Here is a 22,723-nt window from a genome sequence, read left to right as displayed (position 1 = left end):
TAAAGGAGGAATTTTTATGAAAACGATTTTTTCAGGCATTCAGCCGAGTGGAACCATCACACTTGGCAATTATATTGGTGCAATGAGGCAGTTCGTTGATCTCCAGGATGACTATAACTGTTACTTCTGTGTAGTAGATCAGCATGCAATTACGATGCCTCAGGACCGTCTGGAATTAAGAAAAAACATTAAGAGTCTTGCTGCAATGTATATTGCAGTAGGCCTCAACCCTGAGAAGGTTACACTGTTCATTCAATCAGAAGTACCTGCTCACGCTCAGGCAGGATGGATGTTACAGTGCGTATCATATATAGGGGAACTTGAGAGAATGACACAGTTTAAGGATAAGTCATCAGGTAAAGACGGTGTCTCAGCCGGGCTGCTGACTTATCCCCCATTAATGGCAGCAGATATTCTGCTATATAAAACGGATATTGTACCGGTTGGAGAGGATCAGAAGCAGCACCTTGAACTGACGAGAGATTTGGCTGAACGATTTAACAGAAAGTATAATGACATCTTCACTATTCCTGAGGTCAGAATTCCAAAAACCGGTGCAAGAATCATGTCCCTTCAGGATCCGTTGAAGAAAATGAGTAAGTCTGATGCAAATAAAAAAGGGTTTATCTCTATGCTGGATGAGCCTGCGCAGATTGTAAAAAAGATTAAAAGTGCAGTAACTGACTCTGAAGGTATTGTTAAATACAACAAAGAAGATAAGCCTGGAATTTCAAATCTGATTTCTATTTATTCAATATTATCCGGCAAAACAATCGCAGAGATTGAAGAAGCTTATGAGGGTAAAGGATATGGTGACTTTAAAGCGGAACTGGCTGAAGTTGTTGTAGCGCATATTAAACCAATTCAGGATCGTTATTATGAGCTGATGGACTCTGAGGAGCTGGATGACATACTTGACCTTGGTGCTGAAAAGGCAAACTTCACAGCAGATAAGATGGTTAAAAAAATGGAAACAGCAATGGGTCTTGGCAGAAAGCGTAAAAAGAAATAGACATTAAATCCGGCGATTGCCGGATTTTTTTATTGTCGATAAATGAATCAGCAATGCTCCGGCAGGAATCCCATATGTCTCTGAATGGCTAAACAAATATTTTATGTACTCCATCGTGGAATTGCCTGAAGGAATTAAATTCAGGAAGATCATGCTGTGTAAAAATCCTGTACTGAGTAATATAAACCCGGCAATATAAATTAATACTCTAATCACAATCAACACCCCGTTTATATCCTATGCGGTTCGATGAAAAAACATTTCCCAGGAAATGAAAAAGCACCTCTTCTTAGAAGAGGTGCCTGCTTTTTATCGGATAGATTTAGGATTAAACGCATCCTTCAGACCTTCACCAATAAAGTTAATTGACAGGATGGTCACTGTCAGAATGATGGCTGGTGGCATCCAGATCCATGGTTTATTTGCAAGAACATCAGATTCCTGAGAAGCTGAAAGCATATTGCCCCAGCTCGGAATTGTCGCCGGCACACCAAAGCCCAGGTAACTCAGGCCTGATTCAGCAACGATCAGTGTCGCAAATAAAATGGTAGACTGAACGATAATTGTAGATAATACGTTTGGTAACAGGTGTTTAATAATTACTTTTGATGGCTTACATCCAATTGATACTGCAGCGAGAATATATTCGTTTTCTTTCTCGGCAAGAATTTTACTTCTTACAATACGGGCCACGCCTCCCCAGCTGAGTATACTGATGACGACGATCAGAATTGTCAGACCATCTACATATTCACGGAAGATTGCACCAAGTACGATAACGAAAACTAGAAATGGGAAGTTAAGGACGAAATCAGTGAAACGCATGAGAGCTGAATCGACAATTCCGCCATAAAAACCTGCAATTGAACCAACAATTGTTCCAAATAATACAACTAACAGTGTACATGACATTCCGACGATCAGTGATACACGTCCACCGTACAATAGACGTGTAAATACATCACGTCCAGATTTATCAGTACCAAGCCAGTGATCTCTGCTTGGCTCAAGGGTCATTTGCATAATATTGACCTGTGAAATATCAGCTGTTGTAATAAAAGGTGCTAAAAACGATACGATAATTACTGTCAGCAGGAAAAAACTGCTTGTCATAGCCAGTTTGTTCCTTAAAAACTTACGTCTGGCGATTGCCCAAGGAGACATATTAATGGTTTTTTCCTGTGACTTATTTGAATCTGCGGTAACATTGACCATTGAATAATTCCTCCTTTATCAGTCCAGACGGATTCTTGGATCAACAACACCATACAAAATATCAGCGATCAGATTCCCAATCAAAGTCAGAGCTGAAAGCATCATTGTAATAATCATCAGTGTCGGGTAATCACGGTTGGTTACTGAGTTCAGGAATAGCTGACCAATACCCGGATAAGTGAAAATTGTTTCCGTAATAATTGCACCACTGATGAGTGTCGCGATATCAAAGCCAAGAAATGTAATAAGCGGGATAATTGAGTTACGCATGATATGAACATTATAGATCTTTGATGTAGGTGTTCCTTTTGCACGAGCTGTACGTACAAAATCTTTTCTGCTGTTTTCAATAATGTCATTTCGTAAAAACTGCGTATAACTTGCAGTTGCCAGTGCTCCTAAAACAATAGCCGGCATAATTACGTGATGAAGTCTACTCAACCAGTAATCAAATGTACCGGGCTGCAGGGTTGGATCTACTGAGCCTGAATAAGGGATCCAGCCAAGGTTAAAGGAGAAGAAATAAATAGCAAACACGGCAGCAATAAATGATGGAATGGCAAGGCCGAGATAATTAATTCCACCTATTAAATTATCACCAAACGTATATGGTTTTCTTCCTGCATATATCCCCATTGCAAAGGCTAAAATATAAGTAATTACAAGTGATGTAACACCTAAGAATATCGTGTTAGGAAGTCTTTCTGCTACTAAGTCGGCTACAGGTACTTTATATCGTGTTGATTTTCCAAAATCACCTTCAAAAAATCCGCCAACCCATCTGAAATACTGTACCGGAATCGGGTCATTATAACCGAGTCTTTCACGCATCTCTTCTATGTACTGAGGGTCTGTGTTATTCGGATCAATCTCCCCGCTTAGCGAATCTCCTGGCATTGCTTTCGCCAGGAGAAACACTACGAAGGAGATAAGGAGAAGCATTGGAATCATGCCGAGAATACGGCGAATTGTATACTTTAACATAGATACTCTCCTTATCTAGCTTTACTGCAAATTATTATTGAGCGATAGACCATTCGTGTGGGCTGTTCTGACCAGAAACGTCATATTCAACACCCTGTACGCGGTCGCTAAGAGCAACGATTTCCTGAAGCTCAGCGATGAAGATCATTGGTACATCTTCAGCTACCATTTGCTGCCATTGAACATAAAGGTCTTTACGTGCATCCTGATCATCACCTACGATGTCAAGGTTTAGAGCGTCAGCAAGAAGCTTGTCAGACTCTTCGTTCTTGTAACGTGGGTAGTTCCAAAGCTGATCAGATCCCCATAGTGCAGTTGGATCCGGGTCAGTTCCAGTTCCCCAGCCACCGAAGAATGTTTCAATTGATTCAGCATCTTTTTCAATGTCATCGTAGTAAAGGTTTACTTCTGACATTTCAAGCTCAGTCTGGATACCTACAGCTTCCCAGAATTGAACGATTGCCTGAGCACGTGTTTCAAATGTCGGGTTACCAGTATCGTAGTGAGAGAATTTAGCGATAAATTCTTCACCATTTGGATCTTCAACGAATCCGTCACCGTTTGTATCTTCGTATCCAGCTTCAGCAAGGAGTTCTTTTGCTTTTTCCGGATCATATTCGTATGTTGCAAGGTCTGAAGGGTCTGCAGCGATCCAGTGGTTCGTTGGAACCGGACCATTTACAGGCTGTCCATATCCGAAGAAGAACGCTTCTACCCATGCCTCACGGTCAATTGCGTGCGCCATAGCTTTACGCAGATTCACATCAGCATACTTATCTTTGTCTTCAACAATTTCGTTTGTTTCAGGATTAAATGTTCCAAGCTTAAATCCAACATAATAATAAGAAAGACCTGGATAAGTTACAACTTCAACATTATCAAGTTCTTCAACTTCAGCAGCGTTTACCGGCTGTAGTGACATCATGTCGATATCGCCATTTCCAAGTGCTCCAACTGTAGTTGTATTATCAATAACCTGAACGTTGATTCCGTCAAGCATTGGCTCACCTTTCCAGTAGTCTTCGAACTTCGTCATGATAACAGCTTCACCTGGAGTGATGCTGTCAACCTTGAATGGTCCAAGACCAACTGGCTTAGAACGTACCTGCTCAGAAGCTGACATTTCAGCTACAGGAATGCCTTCAAATTGCGCACGGCTCATTGGGTAAGCCCAAACGTTAACAAGGTTGTTAACACGTGCTTCGTCAAAAGTCACTTCAATTGTGTAGTCATCAATTACGTTTAGACCAGAAATGCTGTCTGCTTCGCCATCGCGGTATGCAGGTGCACCTTCAATAGTCTGAACGTTAGCATAACGAGGACCGTCATAGTCCGGATCAGCAATTGTTTCTAGTGCGAATACCCAGTCATTTACTGTAAGTTCTACACCATCATGCCACATAACACCCTGCTCGAAAGTGAATGTGTAAGTTTTGTTATCTTCTGTTTCCCAGCTTGCAATGTTAGGCTGTGGTGCAAGGTTCTCATCATATTCGATTAGTCCTTCATCGAATAGTGCAAGAATATCAGCATCAGTTACGATACCGTAGAATGCCCAGTTGAAAAGACCTTCAGGTGGAGAGTCTACACCATATGTAAGAGTTCCCCCAGCTTGTGCTTCGCCTGTACCTTCTTCGTCTTCAGTTCCTTCTTCTGAACCTTCTTCTGCTGAGTTGTTGTCTGATTCTGCCGGTTCGCTTGAACTGTCATCTGAACTACACGCTGCAAGAAACGCAGATAGTACCAGGAGAAGAGTAAGCATCAGCAATAGTGACTTCTTTTTCATTTTGTTCCCCCCAAATTGGTTTAATTTATTAGTAAAGAATACACGCTACTTGATGACCAGGTTTCACCTCCTTTAAAGTAGGCTTGATTTCAGCACATTCTGCTTTGGCCATAGGACAACGCGTATGGAACGGGCAGCCTGATGGCGGATTTGCAGGAGATGGTACGTCACCCTGTAAAACAATTCTTTCTTTTCTTTTCTTAGGATCTGCTTCAGGAATTGCTGAAATCAGTGCCTGAGTATATGGATGAAGCGGTTCAGCATATAAGCTTTTGTTATCAGCCACTTCTACCATATTGCCAAGATACATAACCCCAATTCTGTCACTCATATGTTTAACAACACTAAGGTCATGGGCAATAAATAAGTAAGTAAGATCAAATTCATCCTGAAGTTCTTTCAGCAGGTTTAAAACCTGTGATTGAACAGATACATCAAGTGCTGATACCGGCTCATCGGCTACAATCAGCTTAGGCTTAAGCGCCAGCGCTCTTGCAATTCCGATACGCTGTCTCTGACCCCCTGAGAATTCATGTGCATATTTGTCATATGCTTCAGGCGGCAGCCCAACACGTCCAAGCAGTTCGATTACTTCAGCTTTTAGTTCTTTCTTACTGACTTTGCGGTAGTTTCTGATCGGCTCAGATACAATGTCACCAACGCTTTGTGTCGGATTCAGAGATGCATAAGGATCCTGGAAAACCATCTGGAAATCCTGTCTTGCTTTTCTGAGTGCATTTCCTTTGATTTTAGTAATATCTTTTCCGTCAAAAATAATTTTTCCGGCAGTAGGTGTTAATAGTCTCAGTATCGTCCGTCCTGTTGTAGACTTACCGCAGCCTGACTCCCCAACAAGGCCCATTGTTTCGCCTTTGTTGATCTGGATATTAATATCGTCAACCGCTTTTACATTACCAATCGTTCTTTTTAAGAATCCACCTTTGATTGGATAATAGGTTTTAAGGTTCTGGATATCGAGTAGTATCTCTTTTTTTGTTTTAGGCGGCTGAGCGGTTGTTTCGCGTGTTTCCGTAGTATTCATCTGTCACCCACCCTTTCAGGCTGTTTACTGTTTTCATATAAGATACAAGCAACTTCATGATCCGGTTCATCTTCAGCAAGCAGTGGTGTAATTGTTGAACACTCCGGCATTGCTTTAGGACATCTGTTAGCGAATCTGCACCCTACTTGAGGCATCTTCTGAATGGATGGGACAAGACCTTCGATTGTTGCGAGCGTCTCTACTTCTTCATCCATTTTCGGAATCGCATTCATTAGTAACTGTGTATATGGATGCTTAGGATTTTCAAATAGTGAAATGACATCCGTTCTTTCAACAATTTTTCCTGCGTACATAACAATGACCTCGTCACAGATTTCCGAGACGACGCCCAGGTCATGCGTAATCATGATAATTGCCATGTCATTTACTTCCTGAATATCTTTAAGCAGCTCAAGGATCTGAGCCTGTACGGTTACATCAAGTGCAGTTGTCGGCTCATCGGCGATCAGTAACTTTGGCTGACAGGCAATTGCCATTGCGATCATGACACGCTGTCTCATACCACCTGATAACTGGTGAGGGTATTCCTCAACAATGCTTTCAGGTCTAGGAATTCCGACACTCTTTAATAGAGCAACACTTTTCTTTCGGGCTTCTTTTTTATCAATCTTTTCATGATTGAGAAGCACTTCTTCTATTTGATATCCGATTGTAAACACCGGATTAAGAGCAGTCATTGGCTCCTGGAAAATCATTGAAATATCTTTCCCGCGAATTTTATTCATTTCACGTTCTGATAGGTTTTCCAGATTTCTTCCTTCGAATTTGATTTCTCCTCCTCTGATCTTTCCAATCCCCTGAGGAAGAAGCTGCATAACTGACAGTGACATTACACTTTTACCGCAGCCGGATTCTCCGACTATTCCGACAATTTTTCTTCTGTCGACTTTCAAGGATACTTTTTCAACAGCGTTATAATAGTTCTTGCCTATTTTAAAGCCTGTCTGGAGTTCCTTGATCTCTAAAAGTGGTGTCTCATTCTGTCCTGCCGTTTTTCTAACCATTTGAACACCTCTAATATTTCTTATTTTCAATCAATTTATATTATTTGTATAAAATACTATTACAGATAGATTACAATTTCAACTTGTTTTTTCTAATTCTTTGAAATTACCCCCCCACACCATCCTAGAACAGTTGAATTTAAAGGGTTTTGTCGAAATAAAAAAAATTAAAAAATATTTTCACACTTGAAAGTTGAGTATAATATTTACAATACTTTATTATTCAAAATACTTTAATAGTTAAAATGAATTATATTACAATAGGATGCATGAATATACATTCATATTCATATAAAAAAACAGGGCTGCATGCTGCAAACCCTGCCTCGGTATCTTGAATTTACTGATATGATTTAAAAACAATTGTAGCATTATGTCCGCCAAATCCCAGGGAGTTACTGACCGCAGCCTGTATTTCCTGCTTACGGGCTTCATTGGGTATATAATCCAGATCGCAGTCCGGATCAGCTTCTTCCAGGTTAATTGTTGGAGGAAGAATACTGTTTTTAAGTGCAAGAACGGTGAATATCGCTTCGACTCCGCCTGCTGCCCCAAGTAAATGACCTGTCATTGATTTCGTTGAACTTACCGCAAGTTTATATGCATGATCTCCGAAGACTTCCTTGATTGCCATTGTTTCATACTTATCATTATATGGTGTACTTGTACCGTGTGCATTGATGTAACCAACTTCTTCAGGCTTGATACCTGCATCTTCAAGAGATTGCCTCATTGCACGGACGCCTCCTTCTCCACCGGGAGCAGGTGCTGTAATATGATATGCATCTCCTGTAGAGCCATAGCCAGTAATTTCAGCGTAGATCTTAGCGCCTCTTGCAAGCGCATGTTCAAGCTCTTCAAGCACTAGAATCCCTGCACCTTCACCCATGACAAATCCATCACGGTTTTTATCAAATGGACGGCTTGCCTTAGTCACATCATCATTAAGCGTAAGGGCAGTGTTTGCAACAAATCCTGCCATCGCCATCTGGGAGATTGGTGCTTCTGACCCTCCTGTGACCATTGCATCAGCATCGCCTCTCTGGATGACTTTAAAGGCATCTCCAATCGAATTGGTTCCGCTCGCGCATGCAGTTACCGTACAAGAGTTCATTCCTTTAGCCCCAAGATCAATAGACACTTGCCCCGCTGCCATATCAGGAATCATCATAGGAACGAAAAATGGGCTGACACGTTTATAGCCCCGTTTCTGGAATGTCTCAAACTGTTTCTCGAACGTTTCCATTCCTCCGATACCACTGCCGATCCAGACGCCAATTCGCTCTGCATTTGATGCAATATTAAGTGAAGAGTCCTTAACTGCTTCTCTGGCTGCAACAATCGCATATTGAGTGAAACGGTCCATTTTACGCGCTTCTTTTCTTTCTATATGATCTTCAATATTAAAATCTTTTAATTCAGCAACCGCTTTTGCAGGAAAATCTTCCTGTTTGAGTCTTGTCAATTCACCAATCCCTGATTTCCCATCAATAATATTCTGCCAGGTTGTCTCAACATCGTTTCCTAATGGTGAAACCATCCCAAGACCTGTTACTACGACGCGTCTTTTAGTCATTGTTGTCATCTCCTGTTTAGTTTAAATCTGTTCGTTCGATTTTTTTCCCCAGCGCATTGCGATCGCGCCCCATGTCAGACCGCCACCGAATCCAACCATTACGAGCAGGTCTCCATCTTTAATTCTGCCCGCTTCAAGATCCTCTATTAATGAGATTGGGATTGAAGCTGCTGAGGTGTTTCCATATTTATTTACAGTCATAGACATCTTTTCAATTGGTAATTCAAGCCTCTGTCTGGATGCTTCCATAATTCTGATGTTAGCCTGATGCGGAATCAGATAATCAACATCTTCTTTTGTCAGTCCAGCTTTTTCAAGCACATTGATACTGGACTCACCCATTTGACGCACCGCGAATTTAAATACTTCACGACCATTCATGTAAATGCCTTCTTCCGCCTGATAAAGGTGCTTGCCGCCTGAACCATCTGAACCAAGCTCGAATGACAGAATACCCTTCGATTCGTCAACAGGACCTAAGACCATTGCCCCAGCACCATCTCCGAATAATACAGCAGTGTTACGGTCATCCCAGTTTGTTATTTTGCTCAGCTTTTCTACACCAACTACAAGGACCTGCTGATAACCTGCATTTTCAATAAACTGTTTTGCAGTGACCATTCCATACATAAATCCCGCACATGCCGCTGATATATCCATTGCCGCAGCTTTGGTAGCGCCGAGTCTTTCTTGTAAAATTGTTGCAACTGAAGGAAACGGCCTGTCAGGTGTTACTGTCGCTACAAGGATCATATCCAGGTCTTCAGCTTTTGTACCGGCGTTTTCTATCGCTTTTAACGCAGCTTCATAGGCCATATCTGATGTATCTACATCATCACCGGCGATCCGGCGTTCTTCTATCCCTGTCCGGGTGCGGATCCATTCATCTGACGTATCCATCTGTTTTTCCAAGTCAAGGTTTGTTACGACCTTTTCAGGTAAGTAACGCCCTACCCCTAAAGCACCTGCACGCATATATCTTCCTTCTTTCTGATTTTTTATCAATCAATATGATCATATATTATGAGTTGGTACTAATAATATATGATAATGAATTTGTTTTCAACTGATGGATAGATTGCTATGAAATAAAAAAAGCTAAGACATTATAGTCTTAGCTTCGAACACGACCGGCTCGCTGCGCGCCAGCGGGGTCTCACCTATCCGTATTATCCCGGTGGAGTCGCCGCCATACGCTACGCTCACCTCAAGTGTTACTGGTATTCCATGTGTTTACTTTTTCTTACTTCCCGGCATCTGCTTTCCCAAGTTCGTATGCGTCGTTCATTGCTTTTGCGAAGATTGTCATGAATGGCTGGAGTGATTCTACTGAAACTTCGATGCCTGCTTCGTCCATTTTTGCTTTTGCTTCCGGTAAGTATTTCATTGCAATCTGCATAAATTCCATTGTTTTATCGTCTGCCATTTGTCTCTCTCCTTTGAATTCCTATTATTACTTTAATATCATAACCGAATTTCATCATGAATTCATTGATTCGACATTTCTTTTCTAAAAAACTGTGCTAAAATGAAAGCGATGTATTTTTTCGAAATGAGGTGAATCCTTTGGCATATTTCTTCACATTATTCTGGACTTTCCTTTTAACGCACATGATGGCTTATGTTGTCAGCTCAATGAACGGCGTTCCTTACGAGTTTATGACTGCTAACATTATCGCTGTGATCGTAACGGTACTGCTATTTGTACTTGGTACAATCATTCCAAAGCCTCAGCCTGCTGAGCATCATTAAAAAATCATGATCCCCGGATACAGGGATCATGATTTTTTATTTGTTTATAATTCTATACTGCTCATCTTCACGCTCGATCAGTATATGACTGTGCGACTGTACATTTCCTTTTAACAGCTCTTTTGCAAGTAGGGTTTCTACTTCCTTCTGGATATAACGCTTCAGCGGTCTTGCGCCGAAGGATGGGTTGTAGGCTGTTTTGGCAATATAGCTGACTGTTTTATCTGAGAGTTCAAGTGTAATGTGCTGTTCAGCTAAACGCTCCTGCAATTCTTCGATCAGCTTATAGACAATGCCTTTCATATGATCTTCTGTCAGCGGATTAAATAAGACGATATCATCCATTCTGTTTAACAGCTCCGGTCTGAAATGACGGTGGAGATCCCCCATCACGAGCTTCCTCGCCTTTTCAATATCTTCGGGTTGTTCAAGAAGATGACTGGAACCGATATTAGAAGTCATAATAATAATCGTATTTTTAAAATCTACTGTGCGACCTTTAGAATCAGTAATTCTTCCTTCATCAAGCATTTGAAGCAAAATGTTAAATACTTCAGGGTGTGCTTTTTCAATTTCATCAAGAAGGATAACTGAGTATGGCTTTCTCCTTACCGCCTCAGTAAGCTGACCTCCCTCTTCATATCCAATATAACCCGGAGGCGCACCGATCAACCTTGAAACAGCGTGCTTTTCCATATACTCAGACATATCAATTCTGACCATTTGATCTTCACTGTCGAACAGTGTGAAAGCGAGTGATTTTGCGAGCTCTGTTTTACCGACGCCTGTCGGCCCAAGGAAGATAAATGAACCGATTGGACGATCAGGGTCTTTAATGCCTGCCCGGGCTCTCAGAACCGCTTCACTGACAGCAACAACAGCTTCCTGCTGCCCAATTACTCTTTCCTGAAGTGTATCTTCTAGTCGTAACAGTTTTTGACGCTCTTCTTCTATTAATCTGTTGACCGGAATCCCAGTCCATCTCGCTACAATCGATGCAATCTCTTCTTCAGAAACTTCTTCTCTTAACAGACGGTTTTCGTCGCGTGATTGTTCATTTTCAACTTCAAGTGCTGTAATTTCCTTTTCTAGCTTTGGAATATGACCATGCTTCAATTCTGCGGCTTTTGACAGGTCATAGTTATTCTCAGCGTCTTCAAGCTCACGTCTCAATTTATCCAGCTCTTCTTTTTTCTCCTGAATCACGACTAATGACTTCTTTTCACCTTCCCATTTTGCTTTCATGACCTCAGCCTGTTCTTTCAGTTCAGCAAGTTCAAGCCGGAGTTTATTCAGCCGTTCAATACTCGCAGGATCTTTTTCTTTTGCAAGTGCCTCTTCTTCAATTTCAAGCTGCATGACTCTGCGGAATGCTTCGTCTAATTCCTGTGGCATGGAATCAATTTCAGTTCTGATCATTGCACAGGCTTCATCAATTAAGTCAATTGCCTTGTCCGGCAGAAAACGGTCTGTAATGTACCGCTCAGAAAGCTTCGCAGCAGCAACGATCGCACTATCGTGAATTCTTACCCCGTGATGCAGTTCGAAACGTTCTTTCAGTCCGCGCAGGATCGATACTGTATCATCTTCGTCAGGCTCCTGCACCATTACCTGCTGAAATCTGCGTTCAAGAGCAGGATCCTTTTCGATATACTGTCTATGTTCATTTAATGTTGTGGCACCAATACAGTGTATTTCCCCTCTGGCAAGCATCGGCTTCAGCATATTTCCTGCATCCATTGCACCTTCTGTTTTCCCGGCACCGACAATTGTGTGTAATTCATCAATAAAGAGGATGATCTGCCCGTCACTGTTTTTTACTTCTGCAAGTACGGCTTTCAGTCTTTCCTCAAATTCACCTCTGAACTTTGCACCGGCGACAAGTGCACTCATATCAAGTTCAAAGACAATTTTATCTTTCAGTCCTTCCGGAACATCTTTTCTGACTATCCGCTGGGCAAGTCCTTCAACAATGGCCGTTTTACCAACCCCGGGCTCACCGATCAGCACAGGGTTGTTTTTTGTTTTTCTGGATAAAATCCTGATGACATGTCTGATCTCAGCATCACGTCCAATCACCGGATCCATCTTTCCTTTCTTAACTTCTTCTACTAAATCACGTCCGTATTTGGACAGTGCTTCATATGCTACTTCAGGATTTTGAGATGTCACTCTTCTTCCCCCTCTGATTTCATCAATGACCTGCTTTAAAGCATCAGGTCCTTCACTATGTTTTAATAAATATTTGACCATATCCAGATGAGACATTCTCATTAAACCAAGCATCAGGTGTTCTAATGATAGAAACTCATCTGTATATTCTTTCATGACCTCTTCCGACTTCTTTAACCAGGCACCCACATCACTTGCAAAAACGGGGTCGTACCCTTCTGAATGAATGACAGGGAATGAAGACAGTTTTTCTGAGATATAGCTTTTGACATCAGCTACATCCAGCCCGATACCGGTCAGAAGACGTGCTGTAAAATCATTATTCAGCATTGCTGCAAAAACGTGTTCTACATCAATAGAGGAATGCTTACTATTTACTGCAAGCTCTTTCCCCTCTCCAAAAGCATCTTGAACACTGTATGTCATTTGATCCAGTTTCATCTGATCACTCCTTTGACCTTCTTTGACCTTTTCCTATATTTTATCATTCTCTTCATCAAATTGTAAAGAACCAACACTTTACATCTCACCTTTTGGGTGGTTAAATTAAAAACATGTGATGCTAAAATAATGGAGGATTTTATGGATATTGAACAATTGTGGATATTATTAAAATTTACTTTTCTCGGACTTTTTCAGGGGTTTACTGAACCGATTCCGATCTCATCCAGTGGGCACCTGCAGCTGGCACAATATTTTCTGGGTATTGAAATTGAAGGAAACAACTTCACATTTGAATTAATGGTTAATTCTGCTTCACTGATCGCTGTACTACTAGTTTTCAGAGAAGACATCATGCGACTGATCACAAGAGGGCTCGGCTACATAAAAACAAGAAAGCCTGAAGATAAAACTGAATTTAACTTTATTTTGTACCTGATCATCGGGACAATTCCTGCCGGTGTGATCGGTGTGCTGTTTGATGATGATATTTCCCGCTTGTCAGGGCCTCAAACCGTTGCGATCACTTTAATGATTACCGGTATCGCACTATTTCTGATCAGAAACCTGCGCGGAAAACGTGGTGAGAGCGGTATGTCTGTTAAGGATGCACTGATCATCGGTGGTGCTCAGGCGATTGCTTTAATCCCGGGTATCAGCCGGAGTGGTGCAACAATTGTTGCGGCAATGGCAAGAGGGATTCATCAGGAAACGGCACTGCGGTATTCATTTTTGTTATTTGTACCTGTCAGTCTTGGCGGTATGATCCTGAGCTTTTCAGACTTTTTGCAGGACGATAACCTTGCAGTTTTATGGCTTCCATACCTGCTGGCGTTTATCGCATCACTCATTGCTTCGTACTTCTCACTTAAGTGGTTTATGAATATTATGGCGAAAGGCAACCTGATTTATTTTGCAATTTACTGTTTGATTGTAGGTCCAATTGTTTTACTTGTACTGTGGATTTCATAAAGGATTGGTTTTCTTATGTACGTTAAATAAGGAAAATTGTTTCACTTTAATTGGTGAGAGGTTTGGCTGCGTTAATGGCTAAGCCTCTTTTTAATTTTCGAGAGAGTGGAAGTACTGCAATCTGACACCAGGGAGTGGTCTGCGCAAAACATGTGAGCTGCATTGCTCGGGAATGGGTTGTGGTGAGTGTCGTTAATTGATTCACCTCTTCCGATATATGTGTCGGCTCCAGGTTTAATCGGTTCATCAGTAAGTGTTATTGAACCCTCACTGCTGCAGGATAAGATATATGTCTCATTTCTACTGATAATTGGTTCATGGCGCGCATTAATTGAATCGTTTACCGGATTATTTGAACGGATCCTCCCACGACAGCTGCCTCCGCTCCTCGCTCAGCAAAAAACCGCTGAACCCATTAAAAGGTCCAGCGGTTTTGAGTGTATGATCACGTAATCCCTAACGCAATTTTAGCGTAGCGTGACATATTATCTTTGCTCCAAGGCGGGCTCCATACAATATTCACATCTACTTCTTTTACTTCCGGTACATCTGCAAGTGCTGCTTTAACCTGGTCAACGATAACCGGTGCCAGCGGGCAACCCATAGATGTCAGTGTCATTTTTACTTCTGTATTTCCTGCATCGTCCATAAATACATCATAGACAAGGCCTAAGTTTACGATATCAATTCCAAGCTCCGGGTCAATCACCTGTTCAAGGGCACCCATGATGCTGTCTTTTGTATCCTGATCCATCCAATCACTCCTTTAACGCTTTGTACTTATCATAACAAAAAAATGCTTTAACTGAAACTGTCATGATTGCATATGCAGATCAAACCACTTAACTGTTTCAAGTAATCCTTTTCTGGTTACTTTATGTCCTTCTGTTTCTTCAGAGATAAATTTCAGATTGTCTTTCTTATCGTATAACTGATGAATGGATTTAAAGAAAGCATATGTCGGCTCATAAGGTACGACTGTATCAGCCTTCCCGTGCCAGAACAAGAGTGGTCTGTTATCCAGTTTTTCGGGATGAAGGCTGAGATCATATGCTTCAAGTACCTTTAGCTGTTCATCAACCTCTTCATTACTCATCGGTAATTTAAGGCCGTTTCTTTCGAAGTGCTGAATCTGCGCTTTAGCAAATCCTACATATGCAGGAGAACCCATCAGGCTGACCCCTGTGTGGATCCAGTCATAGCGTTTCAGTGAGCCGAGTGTCGTAATGCCTCCCATGGATGTACCTGCAGCACCAATTCGATTTTCTTCTACATACCCTTTAGCGACGAGCTCCTGCTTCATTGCATTAAACTCTTCGATTGATCTGACAACAATCTGCCAGAAACGTGTGCTCATCACCATTTCATCAGCACCATCCGATCTTGCACCGTGATAGGCTGCATCAGGCAGCACCACATTAAATCCCTTTTCCGCTAAAAGGTAGGCATAGTGAAGATTGTGCTCTTTCGCACTCATAAATCCATGAAAGAAAAAAATAACCGGGGAATTCTCGTCCTGCTTATTTTCAACCAGTAAACATGGTATACCTGCAATTTTTCTGTTATGTATCTCGATCAACTCTGATGCTCCTTTCAATCCTTTTCGCTCATATATTATCATATAACCAAATTGTGGCATACTATTTCACCTTACCTTAAACGAGTGATACAATTGTGTCAGAACGTAGAAGCGAAGGAGCGCATTCCAATGGACAAACATTTAATTGCACTTGACCTAGATGGTACTCTGCTGACAGATGAAAAAACAATTTCAGACAGAACGAAAAGAACGCTCTTAAAAGCAAAAGAAGCCGGTCATGAAGTCATGATTGCAACCGGCAGACCTTTTAGAGCGAGCGAAGCTTATTATAAGGAGCTTGCTCTCCATACACCGATTGTTAATTTCAATGGTGCATATGTCCACCATCCTCTTGATCAGAGCTGGGGACTTCATCATGAACCAATGAACCTGAATGTTGTAAAAGATATTGTTGAAGCTGTTCACAGCTATGAATTTCACAATATGGTTGCAGAAATTCTTGATGACGTGTACCTTCATTATCATGACGAAAAGCTGCTGGATATCTTCAGTTTCGGTAACCCGACTATTACTGCAGGAGATCTTAGAACCTACCTGCCTGCCAATCCGACAAGCTTATTGATTCATGCAGATGAATCCCATGTTGAAAGCATCAGGAGCCACCTGAGTGAAGTTCACGCAGAAGTGATTGACCATAGACGCTGGGGTGCCCCGTGGCATGTCATTGAAATCGTCAAATCCGGTCTGAATAAAGCAGTCGGACTTAAAAAAGTGTCTGACTACTACGGCATCTCCAAAGACCGCATCATCGCTTTTGGAGACGAGGACAACGATCTTGAAATGCTGGATTACGCTGGACTCGGGGTCGCAATGGGCAACGGCATCGACAGCGTCAGATCAACAGCCAAACACATTACAGGCACTAACAACGAAGATGGTATTTCATTATTTTTAGAAGACCGTTTAAATATCAAAATCTGATTAAGATGAATGTTAAATGTTTCAATCGTTTGAAATGAATCAGAGGGGAACGAAGCGTAAGGAGGCGACTCCTGCGGCAGGAAGGGACGTGTGAGACAGAGCATGGCGAAGCCTGCTGGCTCACCGCCCGGCCGCGGAAAGCGTCCGCCTGAAGCGAAGTGACCCGGTTACAGATAAAAACGACTGCCTCTTTAATAGAAGCAGCCGTTTTTCTAATCATCTTTTCTAAAGAACCCGAAGATCCCGGTCGTCTGAATAATATTCGTAAACGCATGCGGATCCGTCTGGTGAATAATCCGCTCAAGCTCAAACAGCTCATATCGCGTAATAACCATAATGAGCATTTCCTTCGGATCATCAGCAAAAGCACCGCGTGCCGGTACAATCGTAATGCCACGTACCATTTTGTCATGAATCGCTTTTTTCAGTACTGATGATTTGTCAGTAACAATCATCGCAGTAAGCTTTTCATGTCTCGTATGCAGTGCGTCAATCATACGGGTGGATGCATAAAGTGTCACGAGCGTGTACAAACCTTTCTCCCACCCGAATAGCGCACTTGCAAGCAGGATAATCCCTGCGTTCATTGCGAAAAAGTAAATGCCGACAGGTTTATCATTCAACCGCGATAATATCATGGCAATGATATCCATACCACCAGTTGAAGCACCCCACTTCAGGGTCATACCTACTCCTATCCCTGCTATAACGCCACCGAACACAGCATTTAATAAAATATCCGGTGAAACCTCCACCACCGGAATGATTTCAAGCGCAATCGTTGTAAATCCAACCGAAATCAAACTATAAATGGTAAACATTTTCCCCACTCTAAGCCAGCCAAGTATGATAGCCGGTATATTTAAGATGAGTAACAATATACCAGTTGATAGAAAAAACGGTGTAAAATCAAGAAGAATATTAGATAAAAGCTGAGCCATCCCTGTAAAGCCGCTTGCAAAAACGTTTGCCGGTATTAAAAACAGATTCAGTGCGACTGCGTTCAATACAGCCCCTATAATGACAACTGCAATCTTCTTTGATTCAAGCCAGATATTTTCTCTCGATACGTGCGCCAGGCTAAAGGCGTCTTTCGTCTCTGTCACGATTTACCCTTCCCTTCTATATCACTTAATTTATACTTTACCTAATTTACCCGTCAATACACTAATCTGATTGTAAATTCTTCATTTAATCGCTAAACTTAGAAGTATGACTAAAGCTTGATAAAAACAGCAGCTGAAGAACGATGCGCGGGACCGCAAACACTTCAGCCGTTTACGACAACTAAACTAAAAGGAGCTACTAAAATGAATATTCAACTGATTGCTGATAGTGCTAGTGATTTACCGGGTGAATTTTTCACAGAACATAATATAACACTCCTCCCACTTCATGTACATATTGGAGAAGAAGAATACGAAGACATCGTATCAATTAAGTCCAAAGATGTATTTGACTCGATCAGAAATGGCGGTCATCCAAAAACATCGCAGGCAAGTCCAAAGAAAATGGAAGAAGTTTTTACAGACCTTGCTAAATCAGGTAAAAAAGGATTATATATTGCCTTTTCTTCAGAGTTATCTGGGACTTATCAGACTGCCGTTATGATCAGAGATCAGGTGAAGGAAGAATATCCTGAGCTCGATCTGACAATCCTTGATACTAAGTGTGCATCTCTTGGATATGGCCTCGTAGTTGTAAAAGCGGCTCACATGCTTTCAGAGGGGGCAACATTTAAACAAATCGAAGAAGAAGTGAAGTTCCAGTATGAGCATATGGAACATCTCTTTACGGTTGAGGACCTTGATTATCTTGCAAAAGGCGGACGCGTGTCTAAAGCGTCTGCATTCATCGGAGGTTTATTAAATATTAAGCCGTTACTGCATGTTGAAGACGGAAAGCTTGTACCGCTTGAGAAGCTTCGTGGTAAAAAGAAGCTGATGAAGAGAATCATTGAAGTTATGAAAGAACGCGGTGATCAGCTGGACCAACAGATGATCGGGATCAGCCACGGGGATGATGAAGCACTTGCTGAAGAAATGAAAACGATGATTGAAAATGAGTTTGGTACAACTTCATTCTTTACTGGAATGATCGGTTCAGCAGTTGGGGCACACGCAGGACCCGGCACGCTGGCCATCTTTTTCCTGAATAAAAAATCTGCACATTGATTGGATTGATTAGATGACAAAAAAAGTGCTGGTAATAGGTGGAGTTGCAGGAGGTGCCACTTTCGCCTCACAACTTAGAATGCTTGATGAGCAGGCTGAGATCATAGTCTTTGAGAAAGATGGGACAATGTCTTTTGCAAATTGCGGAATGCCTTATTACCTTGGGGGCTTTGTTGAAAAAAGAGAGCACCTGATTGCAGCTACACCTGAGTCTTTCCGGGACAAGAAGAATATTGAAGTCCGGATCCGTCATGAAGTAATCCGCATCAACAGAACTGAGAAAACCGTAACCATAAAAGATCATATTAAAGATGACACGTATGATGAAAGCTATGACAAGCTTGTTTATTCACCCGGTGCAGTACCAATCGTTCCGGATATTCAACATCTGGACAGAGGGAACTGCTACAGCCTGAGATCATTCAAAGATATGCTGAAGCTTGATGAGCATATCTCTAAGCGCAATTATCAGTCTGTCTGTCTGGTCGGCGGCGGATTTATCGGGCTTGAAATGGCTGAAAATATGAAAGCCAGAGGGATAAAAGTTCATCTTGTCCAGCGGTCTGAACATGTGCTTAACCTCCTTGAACCTGAATTTTCAAAAATACTTGAAGAAGAACTGGTTGAAAATGGTATAGATCTCCATCTGTCATCAACAGTGACGCAAATTAATGAAGATCAGTCACTTCAGCTTTCAGATGGCTCTGTCATTGAGGCGGACTTTCTGCTGCTAGCAGTCGGTATTAAACCGAATAAACACCTGGCTGAAACGGCTGGGCTCTCAATCGGTTCTACAGGCGGTGTTTGCGTTAACGAATATATGCAGACAGATGACCATGATATTTATGCGATTGGTGATGTAATCGAATCAGTTGATTTTATTACAGGTGAGCCTAAGCAGGTGCCACTCGCCTGGGTGGCACACAGGGAAGCCTATATTGCAGCAAGACATATCACAGATGATCCAATACCCTTTAAAGGGATTTTAGGTACTGCAATTTGTAAGGTATTTGAGCAATCAGCCGCTGTTACTGGTCACAGTGCAGCTTCACTCAGAAAAATGAATATGACGTTTGAAACTGCAGAACTGACATCGAAGCAGCACGCTGGCTATTACCCTGGTGCATCCTCCCTATCGCTGATATTACATTTCTGTCCTGACAGCGGAAAGATATTCGGTGCTCAAGCAGTCGGACAGGGAGCAGATAAGCGTATCGATGTCATCAGTACAGCGATTTGCGGACATTTAGGTGTTCTTGACCTGCAGACGCTAGAAATTGCCTACGCACCACCTTACAGCGCACCGAAAGATCCTGTTAATATGATTGGATACAAAGCAGTTATGAAAATGAACAAAAAAAAATAAGAGCATCGCTGCTCTTATTTTTTTACGTATTCCGTTGAAAATCTCTTCACAATTTCATGAGGAACAGTGACTCTGTGAGAAGGCTCTTCTTTGTTTTCTACACATTTAATCAGCTGTTTTGACGCTTCATATCCAAGCTGGAATATATTAATATCAACTGAAGTAAGAGGTGGTCTCGACATTTCAGAAAAGAGCACGTTATTAAAGCTAATAATTGAAATATCTTCTGGAACTGACATTTCAAGCTCACTTAATGTGTTCAATACCCCAAGCGACATTAAATCATCTGTCACTAACAGTGCTGTCGGCCGGTCGTGTTCCGGCAGCTCCATCAGCGCACAAATTGCATCCTTCCCGCCTTCAAGTAGAAAGCTTTCATGAACCGTATAAGATTCACGATAAGGAATACCCGCTTTCTCAAGCGCTTCTTTATACCCATGGAGTCTTTCCATCGTCACTACCAGCTGCTTGTCACCGCCGACAAAGGCAATCCGTTCATGCCCCATGCCAATTAAAAACTCTGTTGCATCAAAGCCTGCGCTGACGTTATCGTTATCGACATGTGTAATGCTGTCAGCCATTTTATAAGGCTTACCAATCATCACAAACGGAAAATTCCGTTCCTGTAAGTATGAAACAATTCTGTCTTCCACTTTCGAGTATAAAAGGACAACGCCATCAACCCGGCCGCCCTGTACCATTTGGACGACGCCATGATAGATATCGTCCTCACTTTTACCTGTAACGAGCTGAAGTGCATATTGATGCTCGTGTGCACCTTCATTCAATCCTCTTAACACTGTCGGGAAGAATGGGTTTTGAAAAAACACGTCTGATGAACCCGGAGTGACTAGTCCGATCACCTGCGTTGCCTGATTGGCAAGACTTCTGGCTATAAAATTCGGATGATAGCCAAGAAGATTCATCGCTTCCCTTACCTTAACTTTCGTCCGTTCACTGATTCTCGGATTATTTGCAATCACCCGTGAAACAGTGGAAGGCGCGACATTCGCAACCTTTGCTACATCTTTAATCGTGACAGACATCATCGTCACCTCCTGTGATTACGCTTACAATTCGAGTAAAATCAAAGACTTTATGCCTTTGATTTTCTATTCCCTTTTTTCTTCATAAATATGAACAAACCGATGAAGAATATCCATACAGCAGCAATCAATGCTAAAAAGCCGTAATTAATACCGGTTTCTTCAGCAACGACATAGATTTCTGCTACTTCACGGTCCAGAATAATTCTGAACTGATCGTTTTCCGGTCTGACAAGATCTCCACCCAGCAGGCCGCGAAGCTCGCTGTCGCCCCGGAACTCTGATAGAGGTAAATCCACTGTCTGCGTAGCACTCGTGTTATTAATTGCGATTACACTTGTTTCATCTTCATATTCCCGTTCATACACAAGCATTCCATCTTCATTATAAAGGACATTTAAAGTCCCTCTTGTTAATGAAGGAAGCTGCTGTCTGAGTTCGCCGACATCAGCAATATAATCTTTCAGCTCTTCATCGACGTTAAAGTCCATGAGCCTTCGATTGTCAGGATCTTCCCCTCCATCGAGTGCAATTTCAGAACCGTAATACATAATTGGAATGCCGGGTACTGTGAACATAAAGACGGTAGCAAGCTCCCACCTTGTACCCGGGAACATATTATTTTCTGCAGCAAGTCTTGTAAAACGGGTCATATCATGGTTATCGATAAAATTACCCATCAGATAAGGGTTGTCAAAAAACTGCTGATTATAATCCCAATAATTAAACAGTCTGTCCGTTGACTCGTCAACTGTCTGAAATGCCGTTCTCATCTGTTCAGCCAGCGGAAAGTCTACAAATCCGTCAATCCCGGTATCAGCATATTCAGCAATTTTTCTTACATCCGTATCATATACTTCCCCAATTAAATAGAAGTCTTCCTTTACAGATTTTACTTCAGAGGAAAACTCTGTCCAGAATTCAGCCGGAACGTGTTTTACTGTATCAAGACGGTATCCGTCAATATCAGTTTCTTCGATCCACCATTTAGCTGCGTCAAATAAATATTCACGTACTTCCGGATTTTCAGTATTAAGGTCCGGCAGCCCATAAATCCAGCCGTTTTCAAGCTGTTCAGGGTCATTGTTGTCTCTGATCGGCTGTTCTTCATGGTACCATGCTTCTCTTTCAGGGTCAGACATCCATGGGTGGGTTGGTGCTGTGTGGTTTACGACAAAGTCCAGAATGACTTTAATATCTCTGTCATGTGCTTCATCGACAAGTGTCTTAAATTCTTCAATTGTGCCGAAATGCTCTTCTGTTTCATAAAAATCATCAATCCAGTAGCCGTGATACCCGTTTTCTTCATTAGAAAAGATTGGTGTCAGCCAGATTGCTGTAAAGCCCATATCTTCAATGTGATCCAGTTCATTAATAACTCCCTGGAAATCACCACCGTGGTACGCAAGCGGATCCTGCGTGTCCACTGTAAAGTCATTCGAGGTATCACCGTTTAAAAAGCGGTCTACCATCAGAAAATAAATTGATTCGTCCTGCCACATTCTCTCTTCCTTTTCAACAGCGCCGGCTGCATTCAAAAAAGCGCTATTAAAAAGGAGGATAGTGATGAGTAAAAGAGCGCTGACTCTTCTCACCTCTGCCCCTCCTCCTTTAACGGAAAATTTTCCGAAGTTACGTA

Annotated in this window: 21 protein-coding genes; 6 read left to right on the top strand and 15 right to left on the bottom strand. The window is 41.9% G+C overall.

Annotation, left to right across the window (positions count from 1 at the left end; genetic code table 11):
• Window positions 1-16 precede the first annotated feature (16 nt).
• On the top strand, window positions 17-1,012 hold the full coding sequence (gene trpS / locus LG330_RS07430; protein ID WP_404408703.1) for a tryptophan--tRNA ligase: 996 nt from the start codon (window positions 17-19) through the stop codon (window positions 1,010-1,012).
• A gap of 3 nt (window positions 1,013-1,015) precedes the next feature.
• Here the strand turns inward: trpS and LG330_RS07425 are convergent, their stop codons facing one another.
• The 9 genes from LG330_RS07425 to LG330_RS07385 all read right to left on the bottom strand — a co-directional run bounded on the left by LG330_RS07425 (window position 1,016) and on the right by LG330_RS07385 (window position 10,066).
• On the bottom strand, window positions 1,016-1,228 hold the full coding sequence (locus LG330_RS07425; protein ID WP_404408701.1) for a hypothetical protein: 213 nt from the start codon (window positions 1,226-1,228) through the stop codon (window positions 1,016-1,018).
• A 93-nt stretch (window positions 1,229-1,321) separates the two neighbouring features.
• Window positions 1,322-2,227, bottom strand: a complete 906-nt coding sequence (gene opp4C / locus LG330_RS07420; RefSeq protein WP_404408699.1) for an oligopeptide ABC transporter permease — start codon at window positions 2,225-2,227, stop codon at window positions 1,322-1,324.
• An 18-nt stretch (window positions 2,228-2,245) separates the two neighbouring features.
• A complete protein-coding gene (opp4B, locus tag LG330_RS07415; RefSeq protein ID WP_404408698.1) occupies window positions 2,246-3,211 on the bottom strand; it encodes an oligopeptide ABC transporter permease in 966 nt (321 codons plus the stop codon).
• A 34-nt stretch (window positions 3,212-3,245) separates the two neighbouring features.
• Entirely contained in the window at window positions 3,246-4,997 is a 1,752-nt protein-coding gene (gene opp4A, locus LG330_RS07410) for an oligopeptide ABC transporter substrate-binding protein (RefSeq protein ID WP_404408696.1), read from the bottom strand.
• Between the two features lie 28 nt (window positions 4,998-5,025).
• A complete protein-coding gene (locus tag LG330_RS07405) occupies window positions 5,026-6,039 on the bottom strand; it encodes an ABC transporter ATP-binding protein (protein ID WP_404408694.1) in 1,014 nt (337 codons plus the stop codon).
• The gene (locus LG330_RS07400; RefSeq protein WP_404408692.1) at window positions 6,036-7,064 is read right to left on the bottom strand and encodes an ABC transporter ATP-binding protein; all 1,029 of its coding nucleotides are present in this window, start codon (window positions 7,062-7,064) and stop codon (window positions 6,036-6,038) included. The genes LG330_RS07405 and LG330_RS07400 overlap by 4 nt, the downstream gene beginning before the upstream one ends.
• Before the next feature lie 340 nt (window positions 7,065-7,404).
• On the bottom strand, window positions 7,405-8,640 hold the full coding sequence (fabF, locus tag LG330_RS07395) for a beta-ketoacyl-ACP synthase II (RefSeq protein ID WP_404408690.1): 1,236 nt from the start codon (window positions 8,638-8,640) through the stop codon (window positions 7,405-7,407).
• A 21-nt stretch (window positions 8,641-8,661) separates the two neighbouring features.
• Window positions 8,662-9,615: a beta-ketoacyl-ACP synthase III gene (locus LG330_RS07390; protein ID WP_404408688.1), complete on the bottom strand. Its 954-nt coding sequence runs from the start codon at window positions 9,613-9,615 to the stop codon at window positions 8,662-8,664.
• A gap of 268 nt (window positions 9,616-9,883) precedes the next feature.
• Window positions 9,884-10,066, bottom strand: coding sequence for a ComZ family protein (locus tag LG330_RS07385; protein WP_404408686.1), 183 nt, complete (start codon window positions 10,064-10,066; stop codon window positions 9,884-9,886).
• Between the two features lie 140 nt (window positions 10,067-10,206).
• Here LG330_RS07385 and LG330_RS07380 point away from each other — a divergent pair, with 140 nt between their 5' ends.
• A complete protein-coding gene (locus LG330_RS07380; RefSeq protein WP_404408684.1) occupies window positions 10,207-10,392 on the top strand; it encodes a YjzD family protein in 186 nt (61 codons plus the stop codon).
• Between the two features lie 36 nt (window positions 10,393-10,428).
• On the opposite strand, the gene clpB is transcribed toward LG330_RS07380, so the two are convergent.
• Window positions 10,429-13,005, bottom strand: coding sequence for an ATP-dependent chaperone ClpB (gene clpB, locus LG330_RS07375; protein WP_404408682.1), 2,577 nt, complete (start codon window positions 13,003-13,005; stop codon window positions 10,429-10,431).
• A 141-nt stretch (window positions 13,006-13,146) separates the two neighbouring features.
• On the opposite strand from clpB, the gene LG330_RS07370 reads away from it, so the two are divergent.
• Window positions 13,147-13,977: an undecaprenyl-diphosphate phosphatase gene (locus LG330_RS07370; RefSeq protein ID WP_404408680.1), complete on the top strand. Its 831-nt coding sequence runs from the start codon at window positions 13,147-13,149 to the stop codon at window positions 13,975-13,977.
• A 445-nt stretch (window positions 13,978-14,422) separates the two neighbouring features.
• On the opposite strand, the gene LG330_RS07365 is transcribed toward LG330_RS07370, so the two are convergent.
• Window positions 14,423-14,731, bottom strand: coding sequence for a metal-sulfur cluster assembly factor (locus LG330_RS07365; protein ID WP_039808436.1), 309 nt, complete (start codon window positions 14,729-14,731; stop codon window positions 14,423-14,425).
• A gap of 60 nt (window positions 14,732-14,791) precedes the next feature.
• Window positions 14,792-15,556 (bottom strand): esterase, encoded by a 765-nt coding sequence (gene yjfP / locus LG330_RS07360; RefSeq protein WP_404408678.1) that lies wholly within the window; start codon window positions 15,554-15,556, stop codon window positions 14,792-14,794.
• A gap of 129 nt (window positions 15,557-15,685) precedes the next feature.
• On the opposite strand from yjfP, the gene LG330_RS07355 reads away from it, so the two are divergent.
• Complete coding sequence (locus LG330_RS07355) at window positions 15,686-16,498, top strand: Cof-type HAD-IIB family hydrolase (RefSeq protein ID WP_404408676.1); 813 nt, start codon at window positions 15,686-15,688, stop codon at window positions 16,496-16,498.
• A gap of 212 nt (window positions 16,499-16,710) precedes the next feature.
• On the opposite strand, the gene LG330_RS07350 is transcribed toward LG330_RS07355, so the two are convergent.
• Window positions 16,711-17,604: a YitT family protein gene (locus LG330_RS07350; RefSeq protein ID WP_404408674.1), complete on the bottom strand. Its 894-nt coding sequence runs from the start codon at window positions 17,602-17,604 to the stop codon at window positions 16,711-16,713.
• A 204-nt stretch (window positions 17,605-17,808) separates the two neighbouring features.
• Between LG330_RS07350 and LG330_RS07345 the strand changes: the two genes are divergently transcribed.
• Window positions 17,809-18,672: a DegV family protein gene (locus tag LG330_RS07345; protein WP_404408672.1), complete on the top strand. Its 864-nt coding sequence runs from the start codon at window positions 17,809-17,811 to the stop codon at window positions 18,670-18,672.
• Window positions 18,673-18,685: 13 nt separating this feature from the next.
• Window positions 18,686-20,038, top strand: coding sequence for a CoA-disulfide reductase (locus LG330_RS07340; protein WP_404408670.1), 1,353 nt, complete (start codon window positions 18,686-18,688; stop codon window positions 20,036-20,038).
• 14 nt (window positions 20,039-20,052) lie between these two features.
• Here the strand turns inward: LG330_RS07340 and LG330_RS07335 are convergent, their stop codons facing one another.
• Complete coding sequence (locus tag LG330_RS07335) at window positions 20,053-21,084, bottom strand: LacI family DNA-binding transcriptional regulator (RefSeq protein WP_404408668.1); 1,032 nt, start codon at window positions 21,082-21,084, stop codon at window positions 20,053-20,055.
• Window positions 21,085-21,134: 50 nt separating this feature from the next.
• On the bottom strand, window positions 21,135-22,679 hold the full coding sequence (locus LG330_RS07330) for an alpha-amylase family glycosyl hydrolase (RefSeq protein ID WP_404408666.1): 1,545 nt from the start codon (window positions 22,677-22,679) through the stop codon (window positions 21,135-21,137).
• Between the last annotated feature and the right edge of the window lie 44 nt (window positions 22,680-22,723).

The organism is Jeotgalibacillus malaysiensis, assembly GCF_044789845.1.
GTDB classification, from domain to species: Bacteria; Bacillota; Bacilli; order Bacillales; family Jeotgalibacillaceae; genus Jeotgalibacillus; species Jeotgalibacillus malaysiensis_A.
Note: the sequence above shows the minus strand (reverse complement) of the source record. Positions and strands in the feature narration are given on the sequence as shown.